24 protein-coding genes and 1 pseudogene are annotated in these 26,739 nt (G+C 61.6%); 22 read left to right on the forward strand and 3 right to left on the reverse strand.

Features of this window, described 5'->3' with window-relative positions; genetic code table 11:
• Positions 1 to 99 precede the first annotated feature (99 nt).
• From rfbF to ACFQX9_RS38095, 14 genes are all read left to right on the forward strand, one after another.
• On the forward strand, positions 100 to 870 hold the full coding sequence (gene rfbF, locus ACFQX9_RS38030) for a glucose-1-phosphate cytidylyltransferase (RefSeq protein ID WP_377792091.1): 771 nt from the start codon (positions 100 to 102) through the stop codon (positions 868 to 870).
• Positions 855 to 1,961 (forward strand): CDP-glucose 4,6-dehydratase, encoded by a 1,107-nt coding sequence (gene rfbG, locus ACFQX9_RS38035; protein WP_377792092.1) that lies wholly within the window; start codon positions 855 to 857, stop codon positions 1,959 to 1,961. Before rfbF ends, rfbG begins: the two co-directional genes overlap by 16 nt.
• On the forward strand, positions 1,958 to 2,518 hold the full coding sequence (locus ACFQX9_RS38040) for a dTDP-4-dehydrorhamnose 3,5-epimerase family protein (RefSeq protein WP_377792093.1): 561 nt from the start codon (positions 1,958 to 1,960) through the stop codon (positions 2,516 to 2,518). Before rfbG ends, ACFQX9_RS38040 begins: the two co-directional genes overlap by 4 nt.
• Complete coding sequence (locus tag ACFQX9_RS38045; protein WP_377792094.1) at positions 2,515 to 3,741, forward strand: methyltransferase domain-containing protein; 1,227 nt, start codon at positions 2,515 to 2,517, stop codon at positions 3,739 to 3,741. The genes ACFQX9_RS38040 and ACFQX9_RS38045 overlap by 4 nt, the downstream gene beginning before the upstream one ends.
• A gap of 31 nt (positions 3,742 to 3,772) precedes the next feature.
• Positions 3,773 to 4,594 (forward strand): NAD-dependent epimerase/dehydratase family protein, encoded by an 822-nt coding sequence (locus ACFQX9_RS38050; RefSeq protein WP_377792096.1) that lies wholly within the window; start codon positions 3,773 to 3,775, stop codon positions 4,592 to 4,594.
• Between the two features lie 40 nt (positions 4,595 to 4,634).
• Positions 4,635 to 5,912: a hypothetical protein gene (locus tag ACFQX9_RS38055; protein WP_377792097.1), complete on the forward strand. Its 1,278-nt coding sequence runs from the start codon at positions 4,635 to 4,637 to the stop codon at positions 5,910 to 5,912.
• Positions 5,909 to 6,922, forward strand: coding sequence for a glycosyltransferase family 2 protein (locus tag ACFQX9_RS38060; RefSeq protein ID WP_377792098.1), 1,014 nt, complete (start codon positions 5,909 to 5,911; stop codon positions 6,920 to 6,922). Before ACFQX9_RS38055 ends, ACFQX9_RS38060 begins: the two co-directional genes overlap by 4 nt.
• Before the next feature lie 142 nt (positions 6,923 to 7,064).
• Positions 7,065 to 7,937, forward strand: coding sequence for a dTDP-4-dehydrorhamnose reductase family protein (locus ACFQX9_RS38065; protein ID WP_377792099.1), 873 nt, complete (start codon positions 7,065 to 7,067; stop codon positions 7,935 to 7,937).
• A complete protein-coding gene (locus ACFQX9_RS38070) occupies positions 7,924 to 8,958 on the forward strand; it encodes a polysaccharide biosynthesis protein (protein WP_377792100.1) in 1,035 nt (344 codons plus the stop codon). Before ACFQX9_RS38065 ends, ACFQX9_RS38070 begins: the two co-directional genes overlap by 14 nt.
• A gap of 107 nt (positions 8,959 to 9,065) precedes the next feature.
• Positions 9,066 to 10,346: a methyltransferase domain-containing protein gene (locus ACFQX9_RS38075; RefSeq protein WP_377792101.1), complete on the forward strand. Its 1,281-nt coding sequence runs from the start codon at positions 9,066 to 9,068 to the stop codon at positions 10,344 to 10,346.
• Positions 10,347 to 10,381: 35 nt separating this feature from the next.
• Entirely contained in the window at positions 10,382 to 11,464 is a 1,083-nt protein-coding gene (wecB, locus tag ACFQX9_RS38080; RefSeq protein WP_377792102.1) for a non-hydrolyzing UDP-N-acetylglucosamine 2-epimerase, read from the forward strand.
• A gap of 53 nt (positions 11,465 to 11,517) precedes the next feature.
• On the forward strand, positions 11,518 to 12,744 hold the full coding sequence (locus ACFQX9_RS38085; RefSeq protein WP_377792103.1) for a glycosyltransferase family 4 protein: 1,227 nt from the start codon (positions 11,518 to 11,520) through the stop codon (positions 12,742 to 12,744).
• Between the two features lie 123 nt (positions 12,745 to 12,867).
• On the forward strand, positions 12,868 to 13,815 hold the full coding sequence (locus ACFQX9_RS38090) for an NAD-dependent epimerase/dehydratase family protein (RefSeq protein WP_377792104.1): 948 nt from the start codon (positions 12,868 to 12,870) through the stop codon (positions 13,813 to 13,815).
• The gene (locus ACFQX9_RS38095) at positions 13,812 to 14,372 is read left to right on the forward strand and encodes a sugar transferase (protein ID WP_377792106.1); all 561 of its coding nucleotides are present in this window, start codon (positions 13,812 to 13,814) and stop codon (positions 14,370 to 14,372) included. Before ACFQX9_RS38090 ends, ACFQX9_RS38095 begins: the two co-directional genes overlap by 4 nt.
• Before the next feature lie 43 nt (positions 14,373 to 14,415).
• Here the strand turns inward: ACFQX9_RS38095 and ACFQX9_RS38100 are convergent, their stop codons facing one another.
• Both ACFQX9_RS38100 and ACFQX9_RS38105 read right to left on the reverse strand, forming a co-directional pair.
• Positions 14,416 to 15,285: an NAD-dependent epimerase/dehydratase family protein gene (locus ACFQX9_RS38100; protein ID WP_377792107.1), complete on the reverse strand. Its 870-nt coding sequence runs from the start codon at positions 15,283 to 15,285 to the stop codon at positions 14,416 to 14,418.
• A gap of 38 nt (positions 15,286 to 15,323) precedes the next feature.
• Positions 15,324 to 15,590 carry a hypothetical protein gene (locus ACFQX9_RS38105; RefSeq protein WP_377792108.1) on the reverse strand — a complete coding sequence of 89 codons (267 nt, stop codon included), beginning with the start codon at positions 15,588 to 15,590 and terminating at the stop codon, positions 15,324 to 15,326.
• A gap of 522 nt (positions 15,591 to 16,112) precedes the next feature.
• On the opposite strand from ACFQX9_RS38105, the gene ACFQX9_RS38110 reads away from it, so the two are divergent.
• The 6 genes from ACFQX9_RS38110 to ACFQX9_RS38135 all read left to right on the forward strand — a co-directional run bounded on the left by ACFQX9_RS38110 (position 16,113) and on the right by ACFQX9_RS38135 (position 21,970).
• Positions 16,113 to 17,303 (forward strand): ABC transporter substrate-binding protein, encoded by a 1,191-nt coding sequence (locus ACFQX9_RS38110; protein WP_377792109.1) that lies wholly within the window; start codon positions 16,113 to 16,115, stop codon positions 17,301 to 17,303.
• 165 nt (positions 17,304 to 17,468) lie between these two features.
• A complete protein-coding gene (locus ACFQX9_RS38115; protein WP_377792111.1) occupies positions 17,469 to 18,338 on the forward strand; it encodes a branched-chain amino acid ABC transporter permease in 870 nt (289 codons plus the stop codon).
• A gap of 8 nt (positions 18,339 to 18,346) precedes the next feature.
• Entirely contained in the window at positions 18,347 to 19,372 is a 1,026-nt protein-coding gene (locus tag ACFQX9_RS38120; protein ID WP_377792113.1) for a branched-chain amino acid ABC transporter permease, read from the forward strand.
• The gene (locus ACFQX9_RS38125) at positions 19,369 to 20,124 is read left to right on the forward strand and encodes an ABC transporter ATP-binding protein (RefSeq protein WP_085394522.1); all 756 of its coding nucleotides are present in this window, start codon (positions 19,369 to 19,371) and stop codon (positions 20,122 to 20,124) included. Before ACFQX9_RS38120 ends, ACFQX9_RS38125 begins: the two co-directional genes overlap by 4 nt.
• Positions 20,117 to 20,833, forward strand: coding sequence for an ABC transporter ATP-binding protein (locus ACFQX9_RS38130; protein WP_247361668.1), 717 nt, complete (start codon positions 20,117 to 20,119; stop codon positions 20,831 to 20,833). The genes ACFQX9_RS38125 and ACFQX9_RS38130 overlap by 8 nt, the downstream gene beginning before the upstream one ends.
• 18 nt (positions 20,834 to 20,851) lie before the next feature.
• Positions 20,852 to 21,970: a cobalamin-independent methionine synthase II family protein gene (locus ACFQX9_RS38135; RefSeq protein WP_377792115.1), complete on the forward strand. Its 1,119-nt coding sequence runs from the start codon at positions 20,852 to 20,854 to the stop codon at positions 21,968 to 21,970.
• Between the two features lie 140 nt (positions 21,971 to 22,110).
• On the opposite strand, the pseudogene ACFQX9_RS38140 reads toward ACFQX9_RS38135, so the two are convergent.
• A pseudogene (locus tag ACFQX9_RS38140) lies at positions 22,111 to 23,850 on the reverse strand (caspase family protein).
• A 172-nt stretch (positions 23,851 to 24,022) separates the two neighbouring features.
• On the opposite strand from ACFQX9_RS38140, the gene ACFQX9_RS38145 reads away from it, so the two are divergent.
• Together ACFQX9_RS38145 and metK are read left to right on the forward strand one after the other, a co-directional pair.
• Positions 24,023 to 25,378 (forward strand): hypothetical protein, encoded by a 1,356-nt coding sequence (locus ACFQX9_RS38145; RefSeq protein WP_377792117.1) that lies wholly within the window; start codon positions 24,023 to 24,025, stop codon positions 25,376 to 25,378.
• Between the two features lie 60 nt (positions 25,379 to 25,438).
• On the forward strand, positions 25,439 to 26,635 hold the full coding sequence (gene metK, locus ACFQX9_RS38150; RefSeq protein WP_377792118.1) for a methionine adenosyltransferase: 1,197 nt from the start codon (positions 25,439 to 25,441) through the stop codon (positions 26,633 to 26,635).
• Positions 26,636 to 26,739: the final 104 nt, after the last annotated feature.

The raw sequence follows: 26,739 nt of genomic DNA on the forward strand, positions 1-26,739 counted from the left end.
CATCCGGCGCTTTTAGCCAGTTAGGGAGGGCAAAGCCGGATTGCAATCCGAACTGTTTTGCGCCACAACCTGACCACTTGAAAAAGGGCAGGGACGATTTTGAAGGCGGTCATTCTCGCAGGCGGTCTAGGAACAAGAATTTCCGAAGAGACCTCCGTTAGGCCCAAACCTATGGTTGAAGTCGGGGGGCGGCCGATCCTGTGGCACATCATGAAGATGTACTCCGCTCATGGCGTGCATGATTTCGTGATCTGCTGCGGCTACAAGGGTTATGTGATCAAGGAGTATTTTGCCAACTACTTCCTGCACATGTCCGACGTGACCTTCGACATGCAGCGGAACCAGATGGAGGTTCACCAGCAAAAGGCCGAGCCGTGGCGCGTCACATTAATCGACACCGGCGAGGATACGATGACGGGCGGTCGCCTCCGTCGGGTGGCAGACTTTGTCAAGAACGAGCAGGCGTTCTGCTTCACCTATGGTGACGGTGTATCGGACGTCGACATCAGCGCGTCGATCGAATTTCACCGCCGCCACGGCAAGCTCGCAACGATCACCGCCGTCACTCCGCCCGGGCGATATGGCGCAATGACGCGGTCGGGAGAGCAGGTTACCGCGTTCGTTGAAAAGCCTTCCGGCGGCGACGGCGTGATCAATGGAGGTTTTTTTGTCCTCTCGCCCGCATGCATCGACCTAATCGCGGACGACAATGTCAGTTGGGAAAGCTATCCCCTGACGCAGCTTGCGAGACTAGGCGAGTTGATGGCCTTTCGTCACACCGGATTCTGGCAGCCGATGGATACATTGCGGGAGAAGAACATGCTCGAAGAACTTTGGGTGAGTGGCAAGGCGCCGTGGAAGGTCTGGTGACGCTTAGCCCGACAAAACCCAATCCCTCTTTCTGGTCGGGCAAGCGCGTCTTCCTGACGGGCCACACGGGGTTCAAGGGGGCATGGCTGGCGCTGTGGCTCAGCCGGCTCGGCGCCAAGGTTGTGGCCGTCTCGCTGCCGCCCGCGACCACGCTTAACCTCGCCGGCCTGATCGATCTCGACACCATGATCGATGGCCGCATTGCCGACATTCGCGAGCTTGATGGGTTGAAGCGGCATCTCCAGTCGGCCGCCCCTGATATCGTTCTGCACCTCGCCGCGCAGGCGCTTGTGCGGACGAGCTACCAGGAGCCTGTCGAGACCTTCAGCATCAACGTCCAGGGCACCGCGAATGTTCTTGAGGCGGTGCGCGCGGCTGGCACCGCACGTGCCGTCGTGGCGGTCACCACCGACAAGGTCTATCGGAACATCGAGCAGTTCTATCCGTATCGCGAGACCGATCCGCTTGGCGGCCATGATCCCTATAGCGCCAGCAAGGCAGCGGCGGAGATTGTGATCGCGAGTTACCGGGATTCGTACCTTGCCGCGGCAGGAATCGCGGTTGCGTCGGCGCGGGCCGGCAATGTCATCGGTGGCGGGGACTGGTCCGCCGACCGTCTCATTCCCGATGCCATCCGCGCCTGGAGTGCAAGAGAGACGCTGGTGATCAGACGCCCGCAGGCCATGCGTCCCTGGCAACATGTTCTCGAACCGTTGTCGGCCTATCTTGTCCTTGCAGAACGCTTATGGTCGGATCCTAAGCTTGCGGGCGCCTACAACTTCGGTCCTCCCACGTATGAGGCCGCCAGCGTTCGCGATGTCATCCTGCTGGCGCGGCAATGTTACCGCGAAGGCGAGATCATATGGGGCGATGGCACGGAGGGCCCACACGAGGCGGCCTGGCTTGCGTTAGAAGTTGCCAAGGCGCGCCACGTGCTTGGCATAGGAGCGCGCTGGAGCTTGCAGCAAGCCGTCGGGCGAACGATAGACTGGTACCGTCGCCTCGAGCGGCAGGAGGGGCGCGCCCGAGAGCTGTGCATTCGCGACATTGAGGAGTTCGAAAGAACGGCCAGGCAGGATGATTCGACATGAGCCGCTTCAAGATCCTTGATGCGCCGATGGCCGGACTGAAAATTGTCGAGCGGTTCAAGCATGCGGATGAGCGCGGTTTTCTCGCACGCCTGTTCTGCTCGGAGGAACTGCAAGCCGCCGGCTGGAGCAAGCCCATCGCGCAGGTCAACCAGACTCTGACAGTGCGGCGGGGCGCGGTTCGCGGACTGCATTTTCAGCGAGCTCCGCACGCCGAAATGAAGTTCATCAACTGCATTCGCGGCAAAGTGTGGGACGTCGCCGTCGATCTCCGGCGGGATTCCCTGACATTCCTTAAATGGTTCGGCATCGAGCTTTCGCCGGACAACAACCGGGCGCTTCTCATCCCGGAAGGCTTTGCTCACGGTTTTCAGGCGCTGGCTGCAGAGACCGAACTGATCTATTTTCATAGTTGTGCCTATCATCCCGACAGCGAGGGTGCCCTTCACGTCGAGGAGCCGTGCGTCGGAGTGCAATGGCCGTTGCCCATTGCCGAACTGTCACCACGGGATCGTGGACATCCCAAGCTGTCTGAGTCTTTCCAGGGAATCGCATTGTGAGCTGCCGGCACTGTTCATCTGAACTCAAGCTCGAGTTGATCAATCTCGGCACTTCGCCACCGTCCAACGCGTATCTCACGTCCGAGATGCTGGCGCGACCGGAGAAGTATTTCCCGCTCAGGATCATGGTCTGCGAGAACTGCTGGCTGGTGCAGACGTTGGATTTCGCCCAGGCGGACGAGCTGTTCTCAAGCGAATACGCCTACTTCAGCAGCTACTCGACCACATGGCTGCGTCACGCCGAAGCCTATGTCGATGAAATGACGAATCGCTTCGGCTTGGACCGGAACAGCCTTGTTGTAGAGGTCGCCTCTAATGATGGGTATCTTCTGCAATATGTCAAGGCGCGTGGCATTCACTGCCTTGGGATCGAGCCGACCGCGAGCACCGCGCGCGCGGCACGGGAGAAGGGCATCGAAGTTCTTGAAGAATTCTTCGGCGCGGAGCTTGGCTCGCGCCTTGCGGCCGACGGCCGGCAGGCCGACCTCACGGCGGCAAACAACGTGCTGGCGCATGTTCCGGACATCAACGATTTCGTTGCAGGCTTCGCTAACATCCTGAAGCCCAACGGTATCGCGACTTTCGAGTTTCCGCACCTGCTCCGCCTGCTCGCGGAGACCCAGTTCGATACCATCTACCACGAGCACTTCTCCTACCTTTCGCTAACGACGGCGGCGCGGATATTCGAAGCGAATGGTCTTGCGATATTTGACGTCGAGGAAATTCCTACCCATGGCGGCAGCCTTCGCGTTTTTGCGCAACGCGCGGCGTCGGGCAGGCACCCCCAGAGCGACCGCGTCAAAGCGCTCATGGCCAAGGAGCGCAAGGCTGGACTGACGACGGCAAGCGCCTATGAGGGGTTTCAGGTGCGCGCTGAAAAGATCAAGGACGACTTCGTCTCGTTCCTGATCGACGCAAAACGTCGCGGCAGGCGCGTCGTCGGATACGGGGGGGCTGCAAAGGGAAACACCCTGCTGAATTTCGCCGGATGTCGCCACGATCTGATTGCGTATGTGGTTGATCGCAATCCGGCGAAGCAGGGGAAGTTCTTGCCGGGCAGCCGCATCGCGATTGTCAGCGAGTCGTTGCTGTACGACGATAAGCCGGATTACGTTGTTGTGCTGCCCTGGAATCTGAAGGCCGAGGTGATGAGCCAGCTGAAGAGTGCCGGACTTTCCTCCGTGCAGTTCGTGACCGCTGTGCCTTCGCTCGAAATCGTGTGACGACTGCTGATTGGTTTAAACGGGTCATCAGATGAAGATAGCCGTCACCGGGGCACGCGGATTCGTCGGCCGTCATGTGCTTTATGAGCTCGCGCTTCGCGGTGTCCAGATCGTTGCGATCGAGAGGAAGGGCGTCGTGCGCGAACGGCCCGCGATCGAGAACGTGCAATGGATACCAATCGACATCGCAAACCCGCCTGCGGACTGCTTTCTGGCGCTCGAGCGCCCCGATGTTCTGCTGCATCTCGCCTGGGACGGTTTGCCAAACTATCGTTCACTTTACCACTTCGAGACCGAGCTGCCGCGTCAATATGGCTTTCTGAGCAACGCGGTCCGCGGCGGCCTGCCGGCGCTGGTTATCGCCGGCACCTGCCTTGAGTACGGGCTGCAGTCAGGAGCTCTCTCTCCTCGTCTCCAGACCCGTCCGACGACTCCTTACGGATTTGCAAAGGACACGCTGCGACGAGAGCTGCAGTTCCTCAAGGCGGCGCAGCCCTTTCAACTGACCTGGGCGCGCCTCTATTACATGTACGGCGACGACCAGCCGGCGACCTCGCTTTATCCGATGCTGAAGGCGGCCGTTGCCGCTGGGCGGACAGATTTTCCGATGTCGGGAGGTGAACAGCTGCGCGACTATTTGCCCGTCTGTGAGATCGCTCGCCGGCTCGCGGACCTTGCCGCTTGTCCAGCAGATCGCGGCCTGCTCAATCTTTGTTCAGGGCGACCGGTCTCGGTTCGTCGGCTCGTGGAAGGCTGGATCGAACAGAACGGCTGGACTATTCGGCCCCGCTACGGCGAGCTACCCTATGCGGACTATGAGCCGATGGCGTTTTGGGGTGAGCCCGAGGCCTGATGACGTCCACCGATCGACTGGCTGCAGGCAATCCCATCCGATGACGATTTCGATCGAGCGGAAATATGGCTCTGATGCAATCGACAGGGGCGCGAACATCGTAACGCGCGTCCTGCTCGTCGCGTTCGTCCTGGGTTGCGTGTTCGATCCGGCCGACCGCATTCTGGGCGCGAAGGTGTGGGTGTTCGTGGCGCTTTGGGGCGGCACTTTCGCCACCTGCGTTTGGGCCAGCGACAGAGTCCGGCTGCCCATCGATCTGCTGCTTATCATAGCGATTTTCGTCGCCATTCCCCTTTTGTCGATCCTTCGGTATTATTTCGTGAGCGGGACGGAGCCCTATGCCGGGTTTGCTCTGCTGAAGAGCTACCTTTTTGCCTCGCTGGCGATCGTTCTGGTCGTCAGCCGGTTTGACATCGTTCCGGTTCTGGCTGGAGCCTTGACGCTGGTTGCGGTGTTGACCATCGCGATTTCGGTGCTCGTGCGGTTGTATCCCTGGCTATTTCTGGTTCTGCACGAAGCGGGCGCAAGCGCAGGCAATTTGATCTTGCTTGAGCGGAGCTACGGTCAGAACCTGACGATCACGCAGGTGGCGTTTGCCACGGCTCCGATGCTCGCAATATCGATCTCCTACCATTTCGATCGGGCTATGGACGGCGCGTCCCGCAGTGCGAAACTTAAGAGTTTCACTTGGCTCGCCGTCAACATGATCGGCATGTTCCTGGTCGGCTTGCGAAACACCATGGCGGTCGCCTTGCTGTTGCCGTTCTTTCTTTGGCCGATCTATACGCGTCGCGTGCTGCGCAACATGGGTGTCAGCCTCGCGATTCTCGTTGTCTTGTCGCTACCGCTACTGGGGAAACTAAGGACTCTGCTCAATCCGGCCGAACTGTCGAACGATGTCAAGTTGACGTTTCTGCGGGACTACGCCGCCATCTTCAGCAATCCCGTGGACTTGATGTTTGGCCAGGGGCTCGGCGCCTATTACCGGTGGAGCAGCTCCGGCCAACCGAATTTCGAGACGACGGGCGCAAATTTCTACTTCGTCACCGAGTTGACCTACGCCGAAATGATCAGATCGTTCGGATTGATCGGCGCATTGATCATGCTGGCACCCTTGTTGTATCCGGTCGCCTCTGCTTTCCGCGCGGCTCCGGGCGACCGCCGTCGGGCCTTAGCGATGGGATTCATCGCCTATCTCGGCATGAGCGTGACAAACCCGCTGCTGTTCTCGTCGTCGGGAATGCTGATCTGGACGGTTCTGCTGGCCGACAGTTTCCGCACTTCCTGTAACAATTCTCTCGCGCGGAGCCCGTCTTGACAAAGTTCAGCGTCGTGCTGCCTGTGCGTAACGGTTGGCCCTATGTGAGGGAATGCGTCGAGAGCATTCTGGCGCAACGCTATCCGCATTTTGACCTGGTGGTGCTGGATAATCAAAGCACCGACAACACGGTCCCTTGGCTCAAGTCGCTGAGAGATAGCCGTATTCGCCTGTACGGTTCGTCATCGCCGCTGTCGATCGTGGACAGTTGGAGACGTGTGGTGGGCATCGAGCGGCAGGAGTACATGACTCTGATCGGGCACGACGATCTGCTCGACCCAGGTTTTCTGGAGACGATACAGCGCACCATCGAACGATATCCTGATGCGAAGCTGTATCAGACAGGGTCTCGCTTGATCGACACCTCCGGCAACACCATTCGGAGTTGCCGTCCTACCCCGGAGAGAGAGACGCCGGCGCAATATCTCCAAGGCCGCTTCACGTATAAACGGGATATCACCGGGACTGGCGTGGTGATGCGATCTGTAGACTACGACCGGGTCGGTGGCATTCCAGCCTTCGAGCGGTTGTTCTTCGCGGATGATGCGCTTTGGCTGTCGTTGATGCAGGGCGGCTACAAGGCGTTCGATCCGAACGAGCTCTTCTCGATCCGCATGCATCCAAAGAAGGAGTCCACCACCAAGCCATCATCATGGCCGGCCCTGTTGCTCGGGCTGAACCAGTTCGCGGAGTTCCTCAAAGCGTATGCCGCAGGCGACAGCCAGGCGTCGGTGGCGGTCGCCAACGAGGGTACGAGCTTTATGCTGCGCTATCACCAAAATCTCTACATTCTTGCGCTGGTGGAAGCATCGCAATCGGGCCAGAGGATCGAGCCAGCGACAACCAGTCGAATATCGGAGTCTTTGCGAAATTGCGCTCCGGCGGCGGCTGACTTGCTGCGGAACTCATTCAGTCTCCGGGCGGTCGAAGCGCTGAATGCTGGGCCGCTCCGCAGGACGGTGCCCCTTTTGTGGGGGGCCTATCACCGCTACTGGATGCGTGCGCAGTAGCGCCACGGCGCGATGCGCCGGCGCTTTTTGTGCCAATTTTTGTTTGCCCTTCTCGTTGTCCGCGCATAATAGAGCTCTGGTCGAGCACAGTAAGTCGACCGCTTTGCTGCAGGAATTTTAAACGCTTTCGGATCTTGATGCCATGAGGATATTGGTGCTCGGGGCGACCGGTCTGCTTGGCAATGCGGTGTTCCGCAGCATGTCGAAAATGCCTGGGGCGCAGGTGACGGGAACGGTTCGGCAAACTAGCCCCCGATTTGCGCATTCGGACACGTCTCGTCTGGTCACAGTCGCTGATATCGAGGATCCCAAGCAGCAGGCCGGGTTATTCGACGCCGTTCGCCCCGACGTCGTGGTCAACTGCATTGCGGTCGGCCGGGCGGCACCCGCCGATCCGATGGGCATGATGTCGGTATATGCGCTGCTGCCGCAACGTCTGTCCTATTTCTGCCGGCGCGCCGGCGCGCGGTTCGTGCAGATCAGCTCTGACGGCGTATTTTCCGGCAAGAAGGGCGCCTATACCGAAGACGATCTGCCCGATGCCGAGGACGTCTATGGCATGGCAAAACTTCTCGGCGAGGTCGATGCGCGGCATGCTATCACCCTGCGGACCTCGATCGTCGGTCACGAATTGCAATCGGGCGCGGGGCTGCTAGAGTGGTTTTTGTCCCAAAGGGGCGCGTGCCGCTGCTACGCGCGGGCGATCTTCTCCGGCTTTCCGACAATCGTGCTGGCCGATCTGATCAGGGATGTCGTGATCCCGCGACCCGATCTTTGCGGCATTTATCATGTGGCGACCCAGCCGATCTCGAAGCTCGACCTCCTGCGCCTCGTTGCAGAGCGGTACGGCAAGGAACTTCATCTGATTGCGGACGATCGGTCGGCGCCGGATCGTTCGCTGGTTGCACGGCGTTTTGAAAAGGCGACCGGCTACGAGGCACCGGACTGGCCCGCGCTGGTCGATGCAATGTATCGTGACAAATTCGGTTCGGTGGGACACGATGTTCAAGGATAAGGTTGTAGTCATCACAGGTGGAACGGGGTCGTTCGGCCAGCACATCCTCAAGGGTTTCCTGTCGACGGACGTTGCTGAGATACGCATCTTCAGCCGCGACGAGAAGAAGCAGGAGGAGATGCGCACGGCGTTCAACAACAGCCGCCTGAAGTTCTACATCGGCGACGTGCGTGCCTACGACTCCATTCATCAGGCGCTGAAGGGCGCGCACTACGTGTTTCACGCCGCAGCGCTGAAGCAGGTGCCGTCTTGCGAATTCTATCCGCTCGAGGCGGTCCGCACCAACGTTCTCGGCACCGAGAATGTCATGCGCGCGGCGATCGCCAACCATGTCGAGAAGGTCGTCGTGCTCTCGACCGACAAGGCGGTCTATCCGATCAACGCCATGGGGCAGACCAAGGCGCTGATGGAGAAAGTGATGGTGGCGAAGGCGCGCCAGCAGTCACCGTCCGAGACCCTGTTGTGCGCGACCCGCTACGGCAACGTCATGGTTTCGCGTGGTTCGGTGATTCCGCTGTTCGTCCAGCAGATCAAGGCCGGCAAACCGCTGACCGTGACCGATCCGAACATGACGCGCTTCCTGATGTCGCTCGACGATTCCGTCGATTTGGTCCTGCACGCCTACGAGCATGGCCAACAGGGCGACATCTTCGTGCAGAAGGCGCCCGCAGCCACGATCGCCGACCTCGTTCAGGCGCTTAAGGAACTCTTCAAGGCCGACAACCCGGTCCAGATCGTCGGTACGCGCCATGGCGAAAAACTCTACGAATCGCTCGTTTCGCGCGAGGAGATGGCCCGTGTCCAGGATATGGATCGCTACTACCGTATTCCGGCCGACAATCGCGATCTGAACTACGCGATGTATTTCACCGACGGCCAGCGGGAGATTTCGACCCTCGACGACTATACGTCACATAATACCGAACGTTTGACCGTTCCTGGCATCAAGGCGTTGCTCCTCAAGCTGGATTTCATCCAGCAGCATCTGCGGGGCGCGGACGGCGAAATTGCAGAGATCTAGTTTTTCCCGGGTTATCGACCTGACGAAATGATTATGCTACCTCGCACCTCGTCGCCGACGGTTGTGCCAAGGTCACTCCCGAAGGCAGGAACAGGGGACTTTTCGCTATGGAACCGGGTGATTCCACCCAGCCTTGCTGCGCGTTCTGCGACAGTCGGCGGCTCGGCCTGGTGATGGATTTCGGCAGGGTCGGCCTCGCGGGCGGCTTCCTCAAGCCTGAGCAGTTCGCGACCGAGCAGACGTTTCCGATGCGCCTGCACTTCTGCAAGGACTGCTACGCCGTGCAGGTGACCGACAAAGTACCCGCCGACGTGATGTTCAAGGACTATTTCTATTTCTCGTCATCGATCGGCACCCTGCGCGATCATTTCCGCGACTATGCCGGCGAGGTTACCAGGCGCTTTCTCGATCCGGCCAAGGCGACAGTTCTCGAATTCGGCTGCAATGACGGCGTGCTGCTGCGTCCGCTCGCGGACCAGGGCATACGGACCGTGATTGGCATCGATCCGGCTTCCAACGTGGTCGCAACCATCAACGACCCGCGCATCAAGGTGGTCAACGACTACTTCACCGAGAGCGTGGCGCGCAGCGTCGCCGCCGAGCACGGCGGTGTCGATCTGATCATGGCCAACAACGTCTATGCGCATATTCCCGATATCCAGGGCACGACGCGCGCGGTTGCCGCGGCGCTCGGCCCGGACGGCGTGTTCGCCTTCGAGGTGCACTACCTCGGCAAGGTGATCGACGAGCTGCAATACGATATGGTCTATCACGAGCACCTCTACTACTACTCGCTGTTGTCGGTGATGAACCATCTCGCCCGCTATGACATGATGGTGTTCGACATCAAGCCGATCCCGATCCACGCCGGCTCGATCCGCTTCTACACCTGCAAGAAGGGCAGTAAACACAGCGCGTCCGTTTCCCCCGCGGTCAAGGCGCTCGAGGCGGAGGAGCGTGCGCGCGGGTTCGATCGCTTTGAGACCTTCCAAGCGTTTTCCGCGACCGTCGCCACCCATCGCGATGAGCTGATCGGGCTGTTGAACCGTCTGCGGGCCGAGGGCAAGCGCATCGCCGGCTACGGCGCGTCAGGCCGTGCCAACACCATGATCCAGTGGTGCGGCATCAGCCACGATCACCTCGACTACATGATCGACGACGCACCGGCGAAGGTAGGGTTCTACACGCCGAAATCGCATTTCCAGATTCACCCGAGCACAATTCTCGGCAGTGACAATCCGCCGGATTATCTACTGGTCTTCGCCTGGAGCTTCTTCGACGAGATCATGAAGAGAAACGCGGCCTATCTGGAGAAGGGCGGCCGCATGATCCTGCCGCTGCCCAAAGTCTCGATCTTTCCGCCGTCCAATCTAAGTTCTTGCTCTTAAGCACCGGTTTAACGAAAGCCATACGGAACACGCAAATGAAGGTGATGTCGATTTTCGGTACGCGGCCGGAAATGATCAAGATGTGGTCGACGCTGAAGAAGCTCGACGACTACAATTTCGATCATGTGATGGTCCATACCGGCCAGAATTTTACACCTGAGCTGCGCGAATTCTTCTTCAAGGATCTCAAACTCAGGAAGCCCGACTACGAGCTGGACATCGACACCTCGGGGTACGGCCCGGAAGTCGCGGATGTGATCAAGAAGTCCGACGCGTTGATGGAGAAGGTGAAGCCCGATGCTCTGCTGATCCTGGGTGACACCTATAGCGGGCTGAGCGTGCTGCCCGCGTCGCACCGCGGCATCAAGATCTTCCACATGGAGGCGGGGCTGCGCGCATGGGATCGCCGCATGCCCGAGCAGCGCAACCGCATCCTTATCGATCACATCAGCAACATCCTGCTGCCCTACAACCACTATCATCGCGAGAACCTGCTGCGCGAGGGCATCCACCCCTCGAAGATCATCGTGACCGGCAATACGACCTTCGAGGCGATGCGGGCCTTCATGCCGGAGATCGAGAATAGTGACATTCTCACCCGCCTCGGCCTCGAGCCGAAAGGTTACATCCTGGTGACGGCACACCGCAGCGAGAACGTCGACGATCCGCAGAATCTCGCCAATATCTTCAAGGCGCTTGGCGTCCTCAACCAGCGGCTCAAGCGCGAAATCATCTTCCCGATGCATCCGCGCACGACCAGTAAGCTTAAGAACATGGACGTACCGCCGAACATCCGGATCATGGCGCCGCTCGGTTTCTACGATTTCAACCAGCTACTGAAGCAGTCCTACGTGGTGCTCTCCGATTCGGGCACCGCGGCCGAGGAGGGGCTGTTCTACAAGGTGCCCAATGTCAGCCTGCGCATGGCGACGGAGCGCATGGAGACGCTCGAGAGCGGTGCCACGATCGTTTCGGGTATGGAGGCTGAGAACATCGTCGAGGCGGTGACGCTGGCGGTCAGCCTTCCCTGGAGCGCGCGCTACGAGTTCGAGGAGGACTATTCGCCCTCGTCCGTGGTGGTGAATGCGATCCGCACCAAGATCACGAACTTCTTCTGAGCCTCGCAGCGAGCGGCGGTGACCCGCTGCCGCTGATACTGTGAAGCACTGACATGAACCGCGGCCTGCTGATTGCGCTGATCTCGACGGACTATCCGCCCCTGCGGACGTCCGCGGCGGTGCAGTTGCGGGATCTCTCACGGGAGTTTGCCGCGCACGGGCATAGGCCGGTCGTCATCGTTCCGTCGCCGATGTCGGAAAAGCCGTGGGTGGTAGAGCAATTCGACGGGGTCGAGGTGTTGCGCGTGGCTGCGCCGCCGACGCGCTCTCCGTCGTTCGTCCGGCGCGCCATCGCCGAGATGTGGCTGCCGTTCGCCATGTACCTCAACATCCGACGCAGCCCGTATGCCGCGGCGAACTGGGACCTTCTGGTGTGGTATTCACCACCGATCTTTTTTGGTCCGCTGATTGCGAAATTGCAGAGCAAATCGAAGGGGAAGGGCAAGAACAAGCCGAGGACCTATCTCATCCTACGCGACATCTTTCCGGAATGGGCGGTCGACCTCGGCCTGGTCCGGCGGGGCCCGGTCTACCTGGTGTTCAAGGCCATTGCGGCATTCCAGTATGGCGTCGCCCAGGTGATCGGCGTGCAGACCGAGTCCAATCTCCGCTACCTCGAGAAGTGGGATCGCGCCCCGCGCCGCATTGAGGTACTGCGCAACTGGCTCGAGGTGACGCCTGATATCGGCAGCAGGATCGTGGTGAAGAATACGCCGCTCGCCGGCCGTAAGATCTTCGTCTACATCGGCAATATGGGCGTGGCCCAGGGCATGGATATCTTCATCGATCTGATCCACAGCCTGCGTGACCGCACCGATATCGGGTTCTTGTTCGTCGGACGCGGTACCGAGTTCGCGCGCCTCGAGGCCGAGAAAGCCTCGCGCAATCTCAGCAACGCGCTGTTCTTCGGCGAGATCGATTCGACCGAGATTCCGGGGCTTCTCGCGCAGTGCCATGTCGGCATGGTCGCACTGCATCCCGACCATAAAACGCACAATATTCCGGGTAAGTTCGTCTCCTATGTGCAATATGGGGTGCCGGTTCTCGCGCGTGTAAATCCGGGTACGGACCTGATGAAGTTGATCGAGGCCGAACACGTGGGGAGGGCGTATGCCGGCAACTCCGTCGCCGAGTTGAAGGAGATCGCAGAACAACTTATGAATGATGAGGAATTGCGGCAGTCCATGTCAGAGCGCGGTCGGGAATTGGGGCGCTCTATGTTTTCGCCGTCTGCTGCGGTGCGGCAAATTGTGGCATCCGCGGTTGCGCCGCGCCGCTAGAGTGATCCGAATGTCGAGATTTATCGTCCTTGGGTAGTTTGCATGCACCACCTAGTGGAACATTCCGCCCAAGCGGAAGCTTCCGTCTTTTCTGTCTTTTCGGCCATTGGGGCGAGTAAGCGGATGTCATTGCGGATATTGGTGACTGGCGCTTCCGGCTTCATAGGGTCTGCCCTGACCCGCGCGTTGGCAAACGATGGCCACTTCGTTCGGGCGGCGTCCCGCAAGCCGATGGTGCTGACCAATGCGCCAGGAAGCGAATGGGCGCAGTTGTCCGATCTTGAGCACGAGGTGGATTGGGCGCCACTCCTCGAGGGTGTGGACGTTGTCATTCACCTCGCGGCCATTGCTCATCGCACCCACATTGACAGCGGCCAGTACACCCGGGCTAATCGTGTGGCGACGGCGCAGCTGGTAAAGGCCTGTGCGGGGCGCGGGATCAAGCGCCTCATCTTCATGTCGTCAATTGGCGCGCAGGCGGGCTCCGCCGCCGACCATGTCGTCACCGAGAAGGACGAACCGTGGCCCATCACGGCCTATGATCGGGCCAAGCTCGCCGCGGAAGAGGAGGTTCGTCACTGCGGCGCACCGTTCACCATTCTGCGGCCGGTCATCGTCTATGGGCCGGGCGCCAAAGCCAATATGGCCATGATGATGCGGATTGCCTCGCTGCCCATGCCGCTCCCGTTCGGCGCCTTCAAGAACCGCCGTTCGCTGCTCTCGATCGACAATCTCGTGCAGGCGGTGACGTTCTGTCTCGGCAATCCGGACACGATCAATCGGACTTTCATCGTCTGCGATCCAGAACCGATCACGCTTGCGGAAATGATTGGGACGTTGCGCGAGGCGTCCGGACGTACGAGCAATCTAGTTCCTATACCGCCGGCTGCCGTGCGAGCGCTGGTTTTTGCCGCGGGCCGCCGCGGGCTCTGGGATCGCATCGGACGCGACCTCGTCGCAAGTTCGGCCGATCTTCAGAGCGTCGGGTGGTCTCCCCGCGTGCAGACAAAAGATGGGCTGCGGGCGATGGTGCAGGCGGCCGGGTCGCCGCCGCAGGCGTCCTCCAGATGAAGCGTCTGCTGGATGTCTCGGTCTGTGCGGTGCTCCTGCTCCTGCTCTGGCCGATCTTCGTTCTTGTCGCTGGTGCCATCCGGCTCGATAGCCAGGGGAACGCGATTTTTCGGCAGGTTCGCGTCGGGAGAAACGGACAGCGCTTTACGTGTTACAAATTCCGGACAATGGCCTCGGACACCGGGGATCTTCCGACCCATCAGGTCTCGGCCGCGAAGGTCACGCGACTGGGCTATTACATGCGGCGGTTCAAGATCGATGAACTGCCGCAGGTTTTCAATGTATTGGCCGGTGACATGAGCCTTGTCGGCCCGCGGCCGTGCCTGCCGACGCAAGTCGAGCTTGTCCAGGCGCGGCGCAAGCGGGGCGTGTTCGACGTACGTCCAGGGATTACCGGGCTGGCCCAGGTAAGGGGCATCGACATGTCGAATCCGGACCGGCTCGCCGAACTCGATGCCCAATACGTCAAGTCCCAGAGCTTTATTGGCGATCTCGGCCTGCTCTGGGCGACGTTGCGCGGCCAGGGCGTCGGTGTCGACCAAATCGTCAAGACTTGACCCGCAATCCTGGGCTCGCGCGCAACGTCTCGATCGGAACGGCTTAATCGAAGACAGGACGGAACATCCGCGGATTCCAGCCGAAATCCTCGATCGCCGGCCTGGCGTCGAACGTCATGTCCTTCATCATGCGCAAGCCCATGGCAACGTTCGCCGTGGGAAACAGCGGCTTCGCTACCGCAAAGATGACGCGCCACAGCCACGGGGAGATGGGAACCAGTCGTCGGGGGCGACCCATGCCGTCAAACACCCGGCCAATCATTTCGCTGTAGGGGAGCGTTTCCGCTCCCGGCAGCGAGTAGAATTTGTTGCGTGCTGCTGGACTCTCGGCTGCAGCGATCGCGCCGATCGCGAGGTCCTCTGCATGCACCGGCTGCCGAAGACCCTTCGCGCCACCGACGACGGGCATGAAGCCGGCCCGACGAATCAGCCGTGACAACGGTGTGATGTTGGTGTCCCGACCTTCTGCGTAAATTAAAGTCGGTCGCAAGATCGTCCAGCTGACCTGGCGCTGTTCGCAGAGCTTGGCAATCGTCTGTTCGGCGTCAGTCAGGTTTCGGATGGTCTCGCGCTCTTCCGCAACTTCAGTATCCTGCTTGGTGAGCACGCTGGTCGAACTCAGAGCCACCACACGATCGATGGTGGATGCGAGGATGAGGGGCAATGCCCTCGCCAGCAGAATTGCGTCGCTGGTACAGTACAGGGTGGTAACATCAGGAAATTTCAGAGTGTCCGGTCGCGTCAGGTCGGCCTGAATCCATTCCACGCTAGTGGTCACGCTGCGGGGCGAGCGGGAGACTGCAAACACGCGCCCATGCCGCCGGACGAGATGGTCGACGAGGTAACCGCCGACCAGTCCGCTGCCGCCGATCACGAGACATTCAGTTCGCTTGCCTGTGCTGTCATCCAGCATGCCGCTGTCCCACCCTCAACCGACGTTTACAAGCAACCCTATTGCGCAGGGTCAAGCCTGCTCCGACCAGTTTTGGCTTCGTCGCGCGCTGCTGCAGGCTGGAGCCGCTTCTGCTCTCGCTCCTTCATCCAAGCCTCGTATTGCGGCGTCCCTGGTCGCGGTGGGGCGTCCGCCGGCAGACCGCCGGCCCATTGCGGGACGTAGTCGCCCATGCCGGACGTGAGCTTTTCGTTGACTGTGCCGCAGCCGGACAGGCCCGCGGAGAGCGCGAGGAGGATCAGGAGGGAACAAGAGGATCTAGGCATTGTACGGAGGCGAGGTCAGTCGTGTTGGACGCCAGGTCAGGCTGTCGCCCGGACATTAGCCTTCAACAAGGTAAAAGAGACTTATTCGAGGTGGGTAATTTGATACCGGATTGTGCCGGCGCCAAGCCTTGCCATGTTCAAATTTTGCAAACAAAAGGCAAACTCCTCCCTCCACGCGACTGGCAGCGTTTCTAGACTGCGGCAAGGGGCTCGCGACAAAGTGGCTTGGTCGGAGAGGGGCTTTCTCGTTGACAGGTCCATTTTGTTTGTACAATCGTACAAAAGATAGCGATCGCAGTCACGATGCCGGGGTTACCCAGATGTGACCCGATATTGCTTCTGCCGTCGGCAATCGGAACGCTCGGCTTGCGCCGAATGGTCGCCAAACGTCCGATTGACAATAAGGGCGCGAAAGACGCCATGTTGCGCGCGGCATCACGCGTGCGTGAGCTAGACTTAAGGCAAGGATCGGGCACTCGGTCCGGCGCACAAGAGATCAGGAATGAAGGGGAGGGACATCTGATGTTCGAACGCAAAAAACTGTCTCAAAAGACTGCTTGGGCCACAGCAGCTGCCGCCATCGCAGGCCTTGTGGCCGTCGCTCCGGCCAAGGCCGAGGACAGCGTCAAGGTCGGCCTGATCCTGCCGATGACCGGCGGTCAGGCCTCGACCGGCAAGCAGATCGAGAACGCGATCAAGCTCTACATGCAGCAGAAGGGCGACAGCGTCGCCGGCAAGAAAATCGAGATTATCCTCAAGGACGATGCTGCGATTCCCGACAAGACCAAGACCGCCGCGCAGGAGCTGATCGTCAACGACAAGGTCCATTTCATCGCCGGCTTCGGCGTGACGCCGGCCGCGCTCGCGGCGGCGCCGCTCGCCACGCAAGCCAAGATCCCGGAGGTCGTGATGGCGGCGGGCACCTCCATCATCACCGAGCGCTCGCCCTATATCGTGCGCACCAGCTTCACGCTGGCGCAGTCGTCCACCATCATCGCCGACTGGGCGGTGAAAAACGGCATCAAGAAGGTGGCGACGCTGACCTCGGACTACGCGCCGGGTAATGACGCGCTCAACTTCTTCAAGCAGAACTTCACCGCCGGTGGCGGCGAGGTGGTCGAAGAGGTGAAGACGCCGCTTGCCAATCCCGATTTCGCACCGTTCCTCCAGCGTATGAAGGATGCCAAGCCTGACGCGATCTTCGTGTTCGTGCCGGCCGGCCAGGGCGGCAACTTCATGAAGCAGTATGCCGAACGCGGACTCGACAAGGCCGGTATCAAGGTGATCGGACCGGGTGACGTGACCGACGACGACCTCCTCAACAACATGGGCGACGCCGTGCTGGGCACGGTCACCGCTCACCTCTATTCCGCGGCGCATCCGTCGCAGATGAACAAGGATTTCGTCGCGGCCTACAAGAAGGCCTACGGAAACCGGCCGGGCTTCATGGCGGTGAGTGGCTATGACGGCATTCACCTGATCTACGAAGCGCTGAAGAAGACCAATGGCGACACCGACGGCACCAAGCTCGTCGAAGCGATGAAGGGCCAGAAGTGGGAGAGCCCGCGCGGCCCGATCTCGATCGACCCCGAGACCCGCGACATCGTGCAGAACATCTACATCCGGAAGGTCGAGAAGGTCGACGGCGAGCTCTACAACGTCGAGTTCGCGACCTTCGAGGCCGTCAAGGATCTCGGCAAGACCAAGAAGTGACGCACGAAAGCGCGTCATCCCGGAGCGCGCATTAGCGCGCATCGGGATCTCGCCCGCCACTCTCGTCATGCCCGGGCTTGACCCGGGCATCCACGCGAGAGCCGAACCAAGAACGTGGATGGCCGGGACAAGCCCGGCCATGGCGCCCAACTCCAAGTTGAGACGATGACCTCTATCCTCACCAACCTGTTCGATGGCGTTGCCTACGGCATGCTGCTGTTCGTGCTGGCTTGCGGGCTCGCGGTCACGCTCGGCTTGATGAACTTCGTCAACCTCGCCCATGGCGCCTTCGCCATGGCCGGCGGCTATGTCTGCATGGTGCTGGTCAACCGGATGGCCTGGCCATTCTTCGCTGCGTTGCCGCTTGCCTTCGTCTCCTCTGCTGCGATCGGCATCGTGCTCGAGCGCACGCTGTACCGACACCTCTATGCGCGCAGCCATCTCGACCAGGTGCTGTTCACGATCGGCCTCACGTTCATGTCGGTCGCGGCCGTCGACTACATCCAGGGCTCCTCGCGGGTCTTCATCAACCTGCCGGCGGCGCTCCAGGGTCAGTTCGACCTGTTCGGCGTTGGCATCGGCCGCTACCGGCTGATGATCATCGTGATCTGCGGGCTGCTCACCATCGGTCTCCAGATGGTGCTGGCCAAGACACGCTTCGGCAGCCGCCTGCGCGCCGCGGTCGACGATCCCCGCGCCGCGAGCGGCCTCGGCATCAACGTGCCGCAGGTGTTCGCCTTCACATTTGCTTTTGGCTGCGGCCTGGCCGGTCTCGGCGGCGCGCTGAGCGCCGAGATCCTCGGCCTCGACCCGTATTTTCCGCTGAAGTTCATGATCTACTTCCTGATCGTGGTCACCGTCGGCGGCTCGTCCTCGATCACCGGCCCGTTTCTGGCCTCGCTGCTGCTCGGCATCGGCGACGTCGCCGGCAAATATTACGTCCCGAAGATGGGACCTTTCGTGATCTACACCATGATGATCGTGATCCTGATCTGGCGCCCGAACGGTCTGTTCGGCCGCACGGCCGCGCGTTGAGTTCGCCGATGAGCGCCTCCTCCGACGTCGGCTATCACGCCCAGCGCCAGGCACGCTGGCACTATGGCGAGGCCGCTTTCTGGCTGATCGTGCTGGCCTGCGGCTTCGTATTTCCTTCGCGCTACTTGATCATGACGGATATCCTGCGGCTCGCGCTGTTTGCGATGTCGCTCGATCTGATCCTCGGCTACGCCGGCATCGTCTCGCTTGGCCATGCCGCCTTCTTCGGCGTCGGCGCTTACGCGGCGGGGCTTCTCGCGCTGCACGGCATCATCAACGAGCCCGTGCTTGCGCTTGTTGTCGCTGGCGTTGTCGCGATGGTGCTCGGCTTCGCCACCAGCTTCCTGGTGATTCGCGGCGTCGACCTGACGCGGCTGATGGTGACGCTCGGCATCGCCTTGCTGCTTGAGGCATTGGCCGAACGCTTCTCCAACATCACCGGTGGCACCGACGGCCTGCAGGGTATCGAGATGCAGCCGATCTTCGGTGAGATCCCGTTCGACATGTTCGGCAAGACCGGCTTCTTCTATTCGCTCACCGTTCTGTTCCTGTTGTTCCTGTTCGCCCGCCGGGTCGTGCATTCCCCGTTCGGGCTGTCATTGCGCGCGATCAAGAACAATCCGCTGCGCGCGGCCGCGATCGGCATCCCCGTCAACCGCCGCTTGATTGCGATCTACACGCTCGCGGCGTTCTATGCCGGCATCGCAGGCGCGCTGTTCACCCAGACCACCGCGATCGCCTCGCTCGATGTGTTCGCCTTCGAGCGCTCGGCGGACCTGATGCTGGTGCTCGTGATCGGCGGCACCGGCTATCTCTACGGCGGGCTGATTGGCGCGGTGCTGTTTCGCATGCTGCAGGAATTGTTCTCGACCATCACTCCGCAATACTGGCAGTTCTGGATCGGCCTCGTGCTGGTCGTGATCGTCCTGGTCGGCCGCCAGCGCCTGCATCGCTGGATGCTGTATGTGCCCAATCTGGTCATCAGGCAGATAGCGGGGCGCAAGGCTGTCGTCGTGCCGGAGAGCGACGCATGACCATCGTGCTCGAAACCCAGAATCTCGAAAAGCAGTTCGGTGGTCTGCGCGTCACCCGCGACTTGTCGCTAAAAATCGAACAAGGCGCCCGCCACGCGCTGATCGGCCCCAACGGCGCCGGCAAGACCACGGTGATCAACCAGCTCACCGGCGTGCTCAAGCCGAACTCGGGCCGCATCCTGCTCGAAGGCCAGGACGTCACGGATCTGCCCGTGCACAAGCGCGTGTTGCGCGGGCTGTCGCGCACCTTCCAGATCAACCAGCTCTATCCCGACCTGACGCCGCTTGAGACCATCGGTCTCGCTGTCTCCGAGCGCCTCGGCCATGGCGGCGACTGGTGGCGGCGGATGGGCACGCGCAGCGACGTCAACGGCGAGATCGCCGACCTCCTGACGCGTTTCCACCTGCTCGACGTCATGAACGAACAGACGGTGACGCTGCCTTACGGCAAGCAGCGCCTGCTCGAGATCGCGGTCGCGATCGCCGCCAAGCCGCGCGTGCTGCTGCTGGACGAGCCCGCCGCCGGCGTGCCCGAGAGCGAGCGCCACGACATTCTCGCCGTCGTCGGCAGCCTGCCGCGCGACGTCACCGTGCTGCTGATCGAGCACGACATGGACCTCGTGTTCTCCTTCGCCGACCGCATCTCTGTCCTGGTCTCCGGCGCGCTGCTCACCGAAGGCCCGCCCGAACAGGTCGCGCGCGACCCGCAGGTCAAGGCGGTCTATCTCGGCGAGGAGGCGGTCAATGTCTGACCTGCTCGCGATCGACTCGCTTCGCGCCGGTTACGGCGAGGCAGTGGTGCTGCCGAACATGTCCCTGCGTCTCGCCGAAGGCCAGGTGCTGGCGCTGTTGGGGCGCAACGGTACCGGCAAGACCACGCTGATCAACTCGATCGTCGGCGTCACCCGTCGCTTCTCCGGAACTGTCAGGCTCGCCGGTACCGACGTCACGACCTTGCGGCCCGACCAACGGGCGCGCTCCGGGATCGGCTGGGTGCCGCAGGAGCGCAACATCTTCCGCTCGCTCACGGTGGAGGAGAATATGTCCGCAGTGGCCCAGCCCGGTCCCTGGACCGTCGAACGGGTCTACGAGATGTTCCCGCGGCTGAAGGAGCGGCGGAGCAATTTTGGCAACCAGCTCTCCGGCGGTGAGCAGCAGATGCTGGCAATCGGCCGCGCGCTGACCCTCAATCCCAAAGTGCTTCTCCTGGACGAGCCGACCGAGGGCCTTGCCCCCATCATCGTCGAGGAGCTCTTGAAGGCGATCGGGACCATCACGCGGGCGGGCGGCATCTGCTCGATCATCGTCGAGCAGAATGCCCAAAAGATTCTGGGGCTGGCCGACCGTGTTGTGATATTGGAGCGCGGAACGATCGTCCACGACGCCCCGAGCGCCGCGCTGAAGGCCGACCCGTCGGTCCTCGAGCGCCACCTCGGCGTTGCAGGGGCGGCGGCCCACTAAAATAACTGGGAGTAAGAAATGCAGCGAACCAAAGCCCCCTTCCGCGCCGACGAGGTCGGCAGCCTCTTGCGTCCCGCCAAGATCAAGGAAGCCCGCGCCAGGCTGGAGAAGGGCGAGATCTCGGCCGACGATCTGCGCAAGATCGAGGATTTGGAGATCGAGAAGGTCGTGCATAAGCAGGCTTCGCTCGGCCTGAAGCTCGCAACCGACGGCGAATTCCGCCGCTCCTGGTGGCATTTCGACTTCCTGGCCAAGCTCACCGGCTGTGAAATGTTTCACCCCGACACCGGCATCCAGTTTGCGGGCGTCGAGACCCGGCACGACGCGGTGCGCGTGATCGGCAAGCTCGATTTCCCAGATGACCACCCGATGCTGGATCACTTCCGCTTCCTGAAGAAGGTTGCCGACCAGGCTCACGTCACCGCCAAGATGACGATCCCGTCGCCGGCGGTGCTGCATTTCCGTGGCGGCCGCAAGGCGATCTCCAAGGACGTCTATCCCGATCTCGATGCCTTCTACGAAGACCTCGGCAAGACCTACCGCAAGGCCGTGAAGGCGTTCTACGACGCCGGCTGCCGCTATCTCCAATTCGACGACACCGTGTGGGCCTATCTCTGCTCGCCGGACGAATTGCAGAAGGCGCGCGAGCGGGGCGACAATCCCGAGGGTCTCCAGCAGATCTATGCGCGTGTCATCAACTACGCGCTGGCCGAGAAGCCCGCCGACATGGTGGTGACGACGCATGTCTGCCGCGGCAATTTCCGCTCGACCTGGATTTCGTCAGGCGGCTACGAGCCGGTTGCCGAGACCATGCTCGCCGGCACCAATTACGACGGCTATTTTCTCGAATACGACAGCGACCGCGCCGGTGGCTTCGAGCCGCTGCGCTTCCTGCCCAAGGGCAACAAGGTCGTCGTGGTCGGCGTCATCACCTCGAAGTTCGGTGAACTCGAGAACAAGGACGCCATCAAGCGTCGTCTCGAAGAAGCTGCCAAGTTCGCCCCGCTGGAGCAGCTTGCACTTTCCCCGCAGTGCGGTTTTGCGTCGACGGAGGAGGGCAACGTCCTCTCCGAAGAGGAGCAGTGGGCCAAGCTCAGCCTCGCCGTGGAGATCGCGAAGGAAGTGTGGGGCCAATAAGGCGCCACTCGCTCACTGTCATCCCCGCGAAGGCGGGGAATCCAGTACGCCGCGGCTTCTCGGAGAATCGCTGACTTCTCGGCGTACTGGATCGCCCGGTCAGACCGGGCGATGACAGCTGAGGGTGAGGCACACGCCCCTCACTTCTCCGCCAGATAAACCTCGCCCAGCAGCGACGAGTTCGACCACGGCACCTGCTTGTTCTTCGTGGTCGAGACCACCTCGGCCCGCACCCGCGTCAGCATCTGCCGCACTTCCAGGCCGGGGTGCCGAGATGGCGGGAGAGCGCGGCGGAGAACGGCGAGTTGGCGCCTTCGCCGTCGAGCGCGACCTGGCCCGGCGCAGTGGCGAAGGCGATCAGCGTGCCGGCGCCGAGCGTCGCGCCGGCTCCGAGACTCGTTGGCGCTGCGAGGCCCGAGGCAGCCTCGATGGCGCGGTTGGTGCCGGCTGATGCGATCTGCTGTGCCATCGGATTGTTGCGGCAGGCATCGAAGATCAAAATGTTGGTGCGGACCTGGTCGTCCAGGCCGGCCATGATCGTGTCCATGTCGATCATCGCGTCCGTCATCCTCGCGCCCGCCTTGAGTTCGACGTCGACGGGAATCAGATAGTTGCGGCCGTCGACCTGCACGCCGTGACCGGCATAGTAGACCACCACGACCTGCGCCCGCGCCGCCTCCCGCAAGAAGTCACGCGTCATCTTCTGCATCGCCGCGCGGTCGAGGTCGACGCCTTCTGACACAGTGAAGCCGATATCGCGCAGGCTCTTCGCAACGGCGCGCGCGTCATTGGGCGGATTGGGCAGCGCCTTGACATGTGCATAGGCGCCATTGCCGATGATCAGCGCCATGCGTGTGCCGCGCGCGGCCGGAGCAGGCGAGGGGGGGCGCGGCACCGGTCTGCTGGGGAGCCGGTGCCTTTGCCGGCTCGGTCGTCGGTGACGGCGCATCGCGCGGGATCGGTGCGCTTGCGTCGGTGATCAGCGACAGCCGCACCTTTGCGGTGGCTTGATTGGCCTTGCTGCCGGCATCGGACGCCGCGATCGCCAGCGTCGTCTTGTAGTCGTCGCTCGCGTGCGCGTAATCGCCTTTCGCCTCATAGGCCAGCGCGCGATGGGTGTAGCCCGAGATCAGCACGCTGTTCGGCGGCGTCATGATGTTGACCGGCGGCTTCTCCTTCGCGAGCCGGATCGCCTCGCTGCCGTCGGCAATCGCGCGATCGTAATCGCCTCTGACACGCCAGATCGCGGTCCGGTTGATCAGCGGCTGCGGCAGCGTCGGGTCGAGCCGGATCGCCTGGTTGAGGTCGGTCAGCGCGCCGTCGAGGTCGCCGAGCGCCTCCTTGGAGATGCCGCGGTTTTGGAATGAGAGCGCCGATTTTGGATTGGCCTTGATCGACATCTTGATCGACATCTTGATCGACATATCGTAGTCGGCGATCGCCTTGGCGTAATCGCCTTTGCCGCGCCAGGCATTGCCGTGATTGTGGAAGATGATGCCAACAGGCGGGCCAAGCTTCAGCGCATCGTCGAAATCAGCGATCGCGATCTCGTAGTCGCCTTTGTCGTAATACGCCGAGCCGCGCAGGTTGTAGACTGCCTGGCTCGGCTGGAGCCGGATCGCTTCCGTGGCGTCAGTGATGACCTTGGCGTAATCGCCCTTCTTATTCCAGCCCACCGCGCGCCAGAAGTGGACCGTCGCGAGCTGCTCGCCTTTGAACACCTTCAGCGCAATGATCTTGCTGCAGGCATCGATCATCTGGTCTGCGGGCGTCGTGTCGGTGGTGCAGAACGGCCCAAGCTGGCTGCGCGCCTGCGCAAAAGCGGGCGCCGACCAAAGGGTTGCGGCGAGCAGGCAGAGCGTGACGAGCAGGCGACGCATTGGTGGTGGTCCGGTGAGGAGAGGCGTCTGTTTGTTGCCCGGCAGGAGAAGGTGGTTCACGGCCTCGCTGTTGTGCACACGGCAAACGGGGGTGTCGCTATCCCTATTCCCTCAGTGGGCAGATTTTGCTAGGAGGCGCTACCCAATCATTCTGCCCACCGCGTCCCACTCCATGAAGAATGACGAAATCCTGAGCCAAATCACCGAGTTCTGCCGCAAGGCGGACATGGCTGAGTCGACGTTCGGCCGACGCGCGGTGAACGATGGGAAGCTCGTGCATCGCTTGCGCGAGGGCAAGCGCATCACGATCGACACGCTGGACCGGATCCAGGCCTACATGGCCGCATCGATGCCCGGCGGTGTGCCGCCGCCGCGGGGGCTTCAGGTGCCCCCGGAAAAGCGCGATCCGCGCGGCAATTTCCGCTTTTTCGAGAATCGGCAGAAATACCTGCTGTTCGTCCACACCTGCAGTGAGAAGCGGGTGGTCGCCGAGCGTGTGGCGCTGGAGCTTGCCAGCATCCATCCCCGGCCCCCGGCGCTGCGCGTGTTCGATGCCGGTGTTGGCGATGGCACGGTACTGGCGCGCGTGCTGCGCTCGATGCATCAGCGCTTTCCGCACATGCCGTTCTATGTCGCCGGCAAGGAACTCAGTCTCGAGGACCTCCGCCTGACGCTGGACAAGGTGCCGGATCGCATTTTCGAGCACCCGGCCTCGGTGTTCGTTTTTACCAACATGCTCTACGCGGAGGCGCCCTGGCTCACGCCGGCATCGCCCGCGGCGGCCGCCGCGACCGTTTGGCACGAGGTTCCCTTGCGGGGGGCTTCCTCCGGTGAGTTCGAGACGCAAATCGCGGAGTTGAAGCCGTTTTTGGAGCAGAACTGGCGGGCGGCGGTCAGCCCGCGCACGGGGATGCCGCTCTATGAGCGGCCTGTCGTGCTGGTGCTCTACCGTGAAGATCAGCGTTTTCTGCTCGATTCGACCATTCCCCGACCGGGCCAGGCCGAGGCCAATTTCGACCTCGTTATTGCATCCCAGCCATACCGCGCGCTGTCCTCAGTCAATTTTCGGGCAAAACGGATCATTGCGCCCCTGGCCCGGGCCTTGCGGGCGGGTGGCCGCCTGATCGGTATTCACTCCCATGGCCAGGATCCAGGCATGGAGATGATCCAGGCGATCTGGCCCGGAGAAAATCCTTTCTCGGTGAGCCGTCATGAGCTATTGCGCGCGGTGAAGTACGAGCTCGGCTCGGTGGGCCGCGACTTAAATTTTAATGCTTACGCTGATAACCGCTCGATCTTCAGGTATGATATGGAAGCGCTGCCCAACGAGGTGACGGGCACTATCGGAACCTCGACAGCCTTTGCAGCCTGGAATGCGGCGGTGTATGTCGCTCAGATTGAGGACGACCGGTTGACGGAAATGACTCAAAACGGCCGCACTCTGGACGCCGCCAGGGACGTGCTGCGAAAGTACAATGGGCTCTGGTTTCTCGACGAATCCTACGTCATCTCGCGCCGGCGTGATTGACATCATTCAAAGCTAAATATCGCAACGCCCGCCAGCTAGCGGCGGAACAAGGGGTTACTGATGCGCGCGTCCTATCTCTTCACCAGCGAGTCCGTATCCGAAGGCCATCCGGACAAGGTGTGCGACCGGATCTCCGACGAGATCGTCGATCTGTTCTACCGCGAAGGACCGAAAGCAGGCATCGATCCCTGGCAAATCCGTGCCGCCTGCGAAACGCTCGCGACCACCAACAAGGTCGTGATCGCCGGTGAGACCCGCGGTCCTGCATCCGTCACCAATGAGCAGATCGAAGGCGTCGTGCGCGCCGCGATCAAGGACATCGGCTACGAGCAGGAAGGTTTCCACTGGGAGAAGGCGGACATCGAGATCCTGCTGCATCCGCAGTCGGCCGACATCGCGCAGGGCGTCGATGCGCTGCAGCCGGGCGAAGTCAAGGAAGAGGGCGCGGGCGACCAGGGCATTATGTTCGGCTATGCCACTAACGAGACGCCGGATCTGATGCCGGCGCCGATCTTTTACGCCCACAAGATCCTGCGCCTCATCTCGGAAGCGCGCCACTCCGACCGCGAGAAGGTGCTGGGCCCGGACTCCAAGAGCCAGGTCACCGTGCAGTACGAGAACGGCAAGCCGGTCGGCGTGCGCGAGATCGTGGTGTCGCACCAGCATCTGATCGAGGACATCTCGTCCAAGCAAATTCGCGACATCGTCGAGCCCTATGTGCGCGAGGCGCTGCCGAAGGACTGGATCACGGCGAAGACCATCTGGCACATCAACCCGACCGGCAAGTTCTACATCGGCGGTCCCGACGGCGATTCCGGCCTGACCGGCCGCAAGATCATCGTCGACACCTATGGTGGCGCGGCTCCGCACGGTGGCGGCGCGTTCTCCGGCAAGGATCCGACCAAGGTCGACCGCTCCGCGGCTTACGCTGCCCGCTATGTCGCCAAGAACATCGTCGCGGCCGGTCTTGCCGACCGCTGCACGCTGCAGCTCGCCTACGCCATCGGCGTGGCGCGTCCGCTGTCGATCTACATCGACACCCACGGCACCGGTAAGGTGTCGGAGGATCAGCTCGAGAAGGCCGCGGCCAAGGCGATGGATCTCACCCCGCGTGGCATCCGCAGCCATCTCGATCTCAACCGCCCGATCTACGCGCGCACCTCCGCCTATGGCCATTTCGGCCGTACTCCCGACAACGAGGGCGGCTTCTCCTGGGAGAAGACCGATCTCGTCGAAGCGCTCAAGCGCGCGGTCTGATCACCGACGACCTTTCGGGGCGCCGCGATAGCGGCGAACCCGGAATTCCTAATCCGTCGCCTCGAAATTCCGGGCTCGCCCCTCCAGGGTGACCCGGGATGACC

Origin of the sequence: Bradyrhizobium sp. GCM10028915 (genome assembly GCF_042666195.1) — a bacterium.
Classification (GTDB): domain Bacteria; phylum Pseudomonadota; class Alphaproteobacteria; order Rhizobiales; family Xanthobacteraceae; genus Bradyrhizobium; species Bradyrhizobium canariense_D.

Excerpts from the sequence above, each read along its gene's own strand:
- ACFQX9_RS38040 (WP_377792093.1), top strand. The coding sequence starts at position 1,958 with ATGAGCCGCTTCAAGATCCTTGATGCGCCGATGGCCGGACTGAAAATT.
- ACFQX9_RS38050 (WP_377792096.1), top strand. The coding sequence starts at position 3,773 with ATGAAGATAGCCGTCACCGGGGCACGCGGATTCGTCGGCCGTCATGTG.
- ACFQX9_RS38055 (WP_377792097.1), top strand. The coding sequence starts at position 4,635 with ATGACGATTTCGATCGAGCGGAAATATGGCTCTGATGCAATCGACAGG.
- ACFQX9_RS38065 (WP_377792099.1), top strand. The coding sequence starts at position 7,065 with ATGAGGATATTGGTGCTCGGGGCGACCGGTCTGCTTGGCAATGCGGTG.
- ACFQX9_RS38070 (WP_377792100.1), top strand. The coding sequence starts at position 7,924 with ATGTTCAAGGATAAGGTTGTAGTCATCACAGGTGGAACGGGGTCGTTC.
- ACFQX9_RS38075 (WP_377792101.1), top strand. The coding sequence starts at position 9,066 with ATGGAACCGGGTGATTCCACCCAGCCTTGCTGCGCGTTCTGCGACAGT.
- wecB (WP_377792102.1), top strand. The coding sequence starts at position 10,382 with ATGAAGGTGATGTCGATTTTCGGTACGCGGCCGGAAATGATCAAGATG.
- ACFQX9_RS38085 (WP_377792103.1), top strand. The coding sequence starts at position 11,518 with ATGAACCGCGGCCTGCTGATTGCGCTGATCTCGACGGACTATCCGCCC.
- ACFQX9_RS38090 (WP_377792104.1), top strand. The coding sequence starts at position 12,868 with ATGTCATTGCGGATATTGGTGACTGGCGCTTCCGGCTTCATAGGGTCT.
- ACFQX9_RS38095 (WP_377792106.1), top strand. The coding sequence starts at position 13,812 with ATGAAGCGTCTGCTGGATGTCTCGGTCTGTGCGGTGCTCCTGCTCCTG.
- ACFQX9_RS38100 (WP_377792107.1), bottom strand. The coding sequence starts at position 15,285 with ATGCTGGATGACAGCACAGGCAAGCGAACTGAATGTCTCGTGATCGGC.
- ACFQX9_RS38105 (WP_377792108.1), bottom strand. The coding sequence starts at position 15,590 with ATGCCTAGATCCTCTTGTTCCCTCCTGATCCTCCTCGCGCTCTCCGCG.
- ACFQX9_RS38110 (WP_377792109.1), top strand. The coding sequence starts at position 16,113 with ATGTTCGAACGCAAAAAACTGTCTCAAAAGACTGCTTGGGCCACAGCA.
- ACFQX9_RS38115 (WP_377792111.1), top strand. The coding sequence starts at position 17,469 with ATGACCTCTATCCTCACCAACCTGTTCGATGGCGTTGCCTACGGCATG.
- ACFQX9_RS38120 (WP_377792113.1), top strand. The coding sequence starts at position 18,347 with ATGAGCGCCTCCTCCGACGTCGGCTATCACGCCCAGCGCCAGGCACGC.
- ACFQX9_RS38125 (WP_085394522.1), top strand. The coding sequence starts at position 19,369 with ATGACCATCGTGCTCGAAACCCAGAATCTCGAAAAGCAGTTCGGTGGT.
- ACFQX9_RS38130 (WP_247361668.1), top strand. The coding sequence starts at position 20,117 with ATGTCTGACCTGCTCGCGATCGACTCGCTTCGCGCCGGTTACGGCGAG.
- ACFQX9_RS38135 (WP_377792115.1), top strand. The coding sequence starts at position 20,852 with ATGCAGCGAACCAAAGCCCCCTTCCGCGCCGACGAGGTCGGCAGCCTC.
- ACFQX9_RS38145 (WP_377792117.1), top strand. The coding sequence starts at position 24,023 with ATGAAGAATGACGAAATCCTGAGCCAAATCACCGAGTTCTGCCGCAAG.
- metK (WP_377792118.1), top strand. The coding sequence starts at position 25,439 with ATGCGCGCGTCCTATCTCTTCACCAGCGAGTCCGTATCCGAAGGCCAT.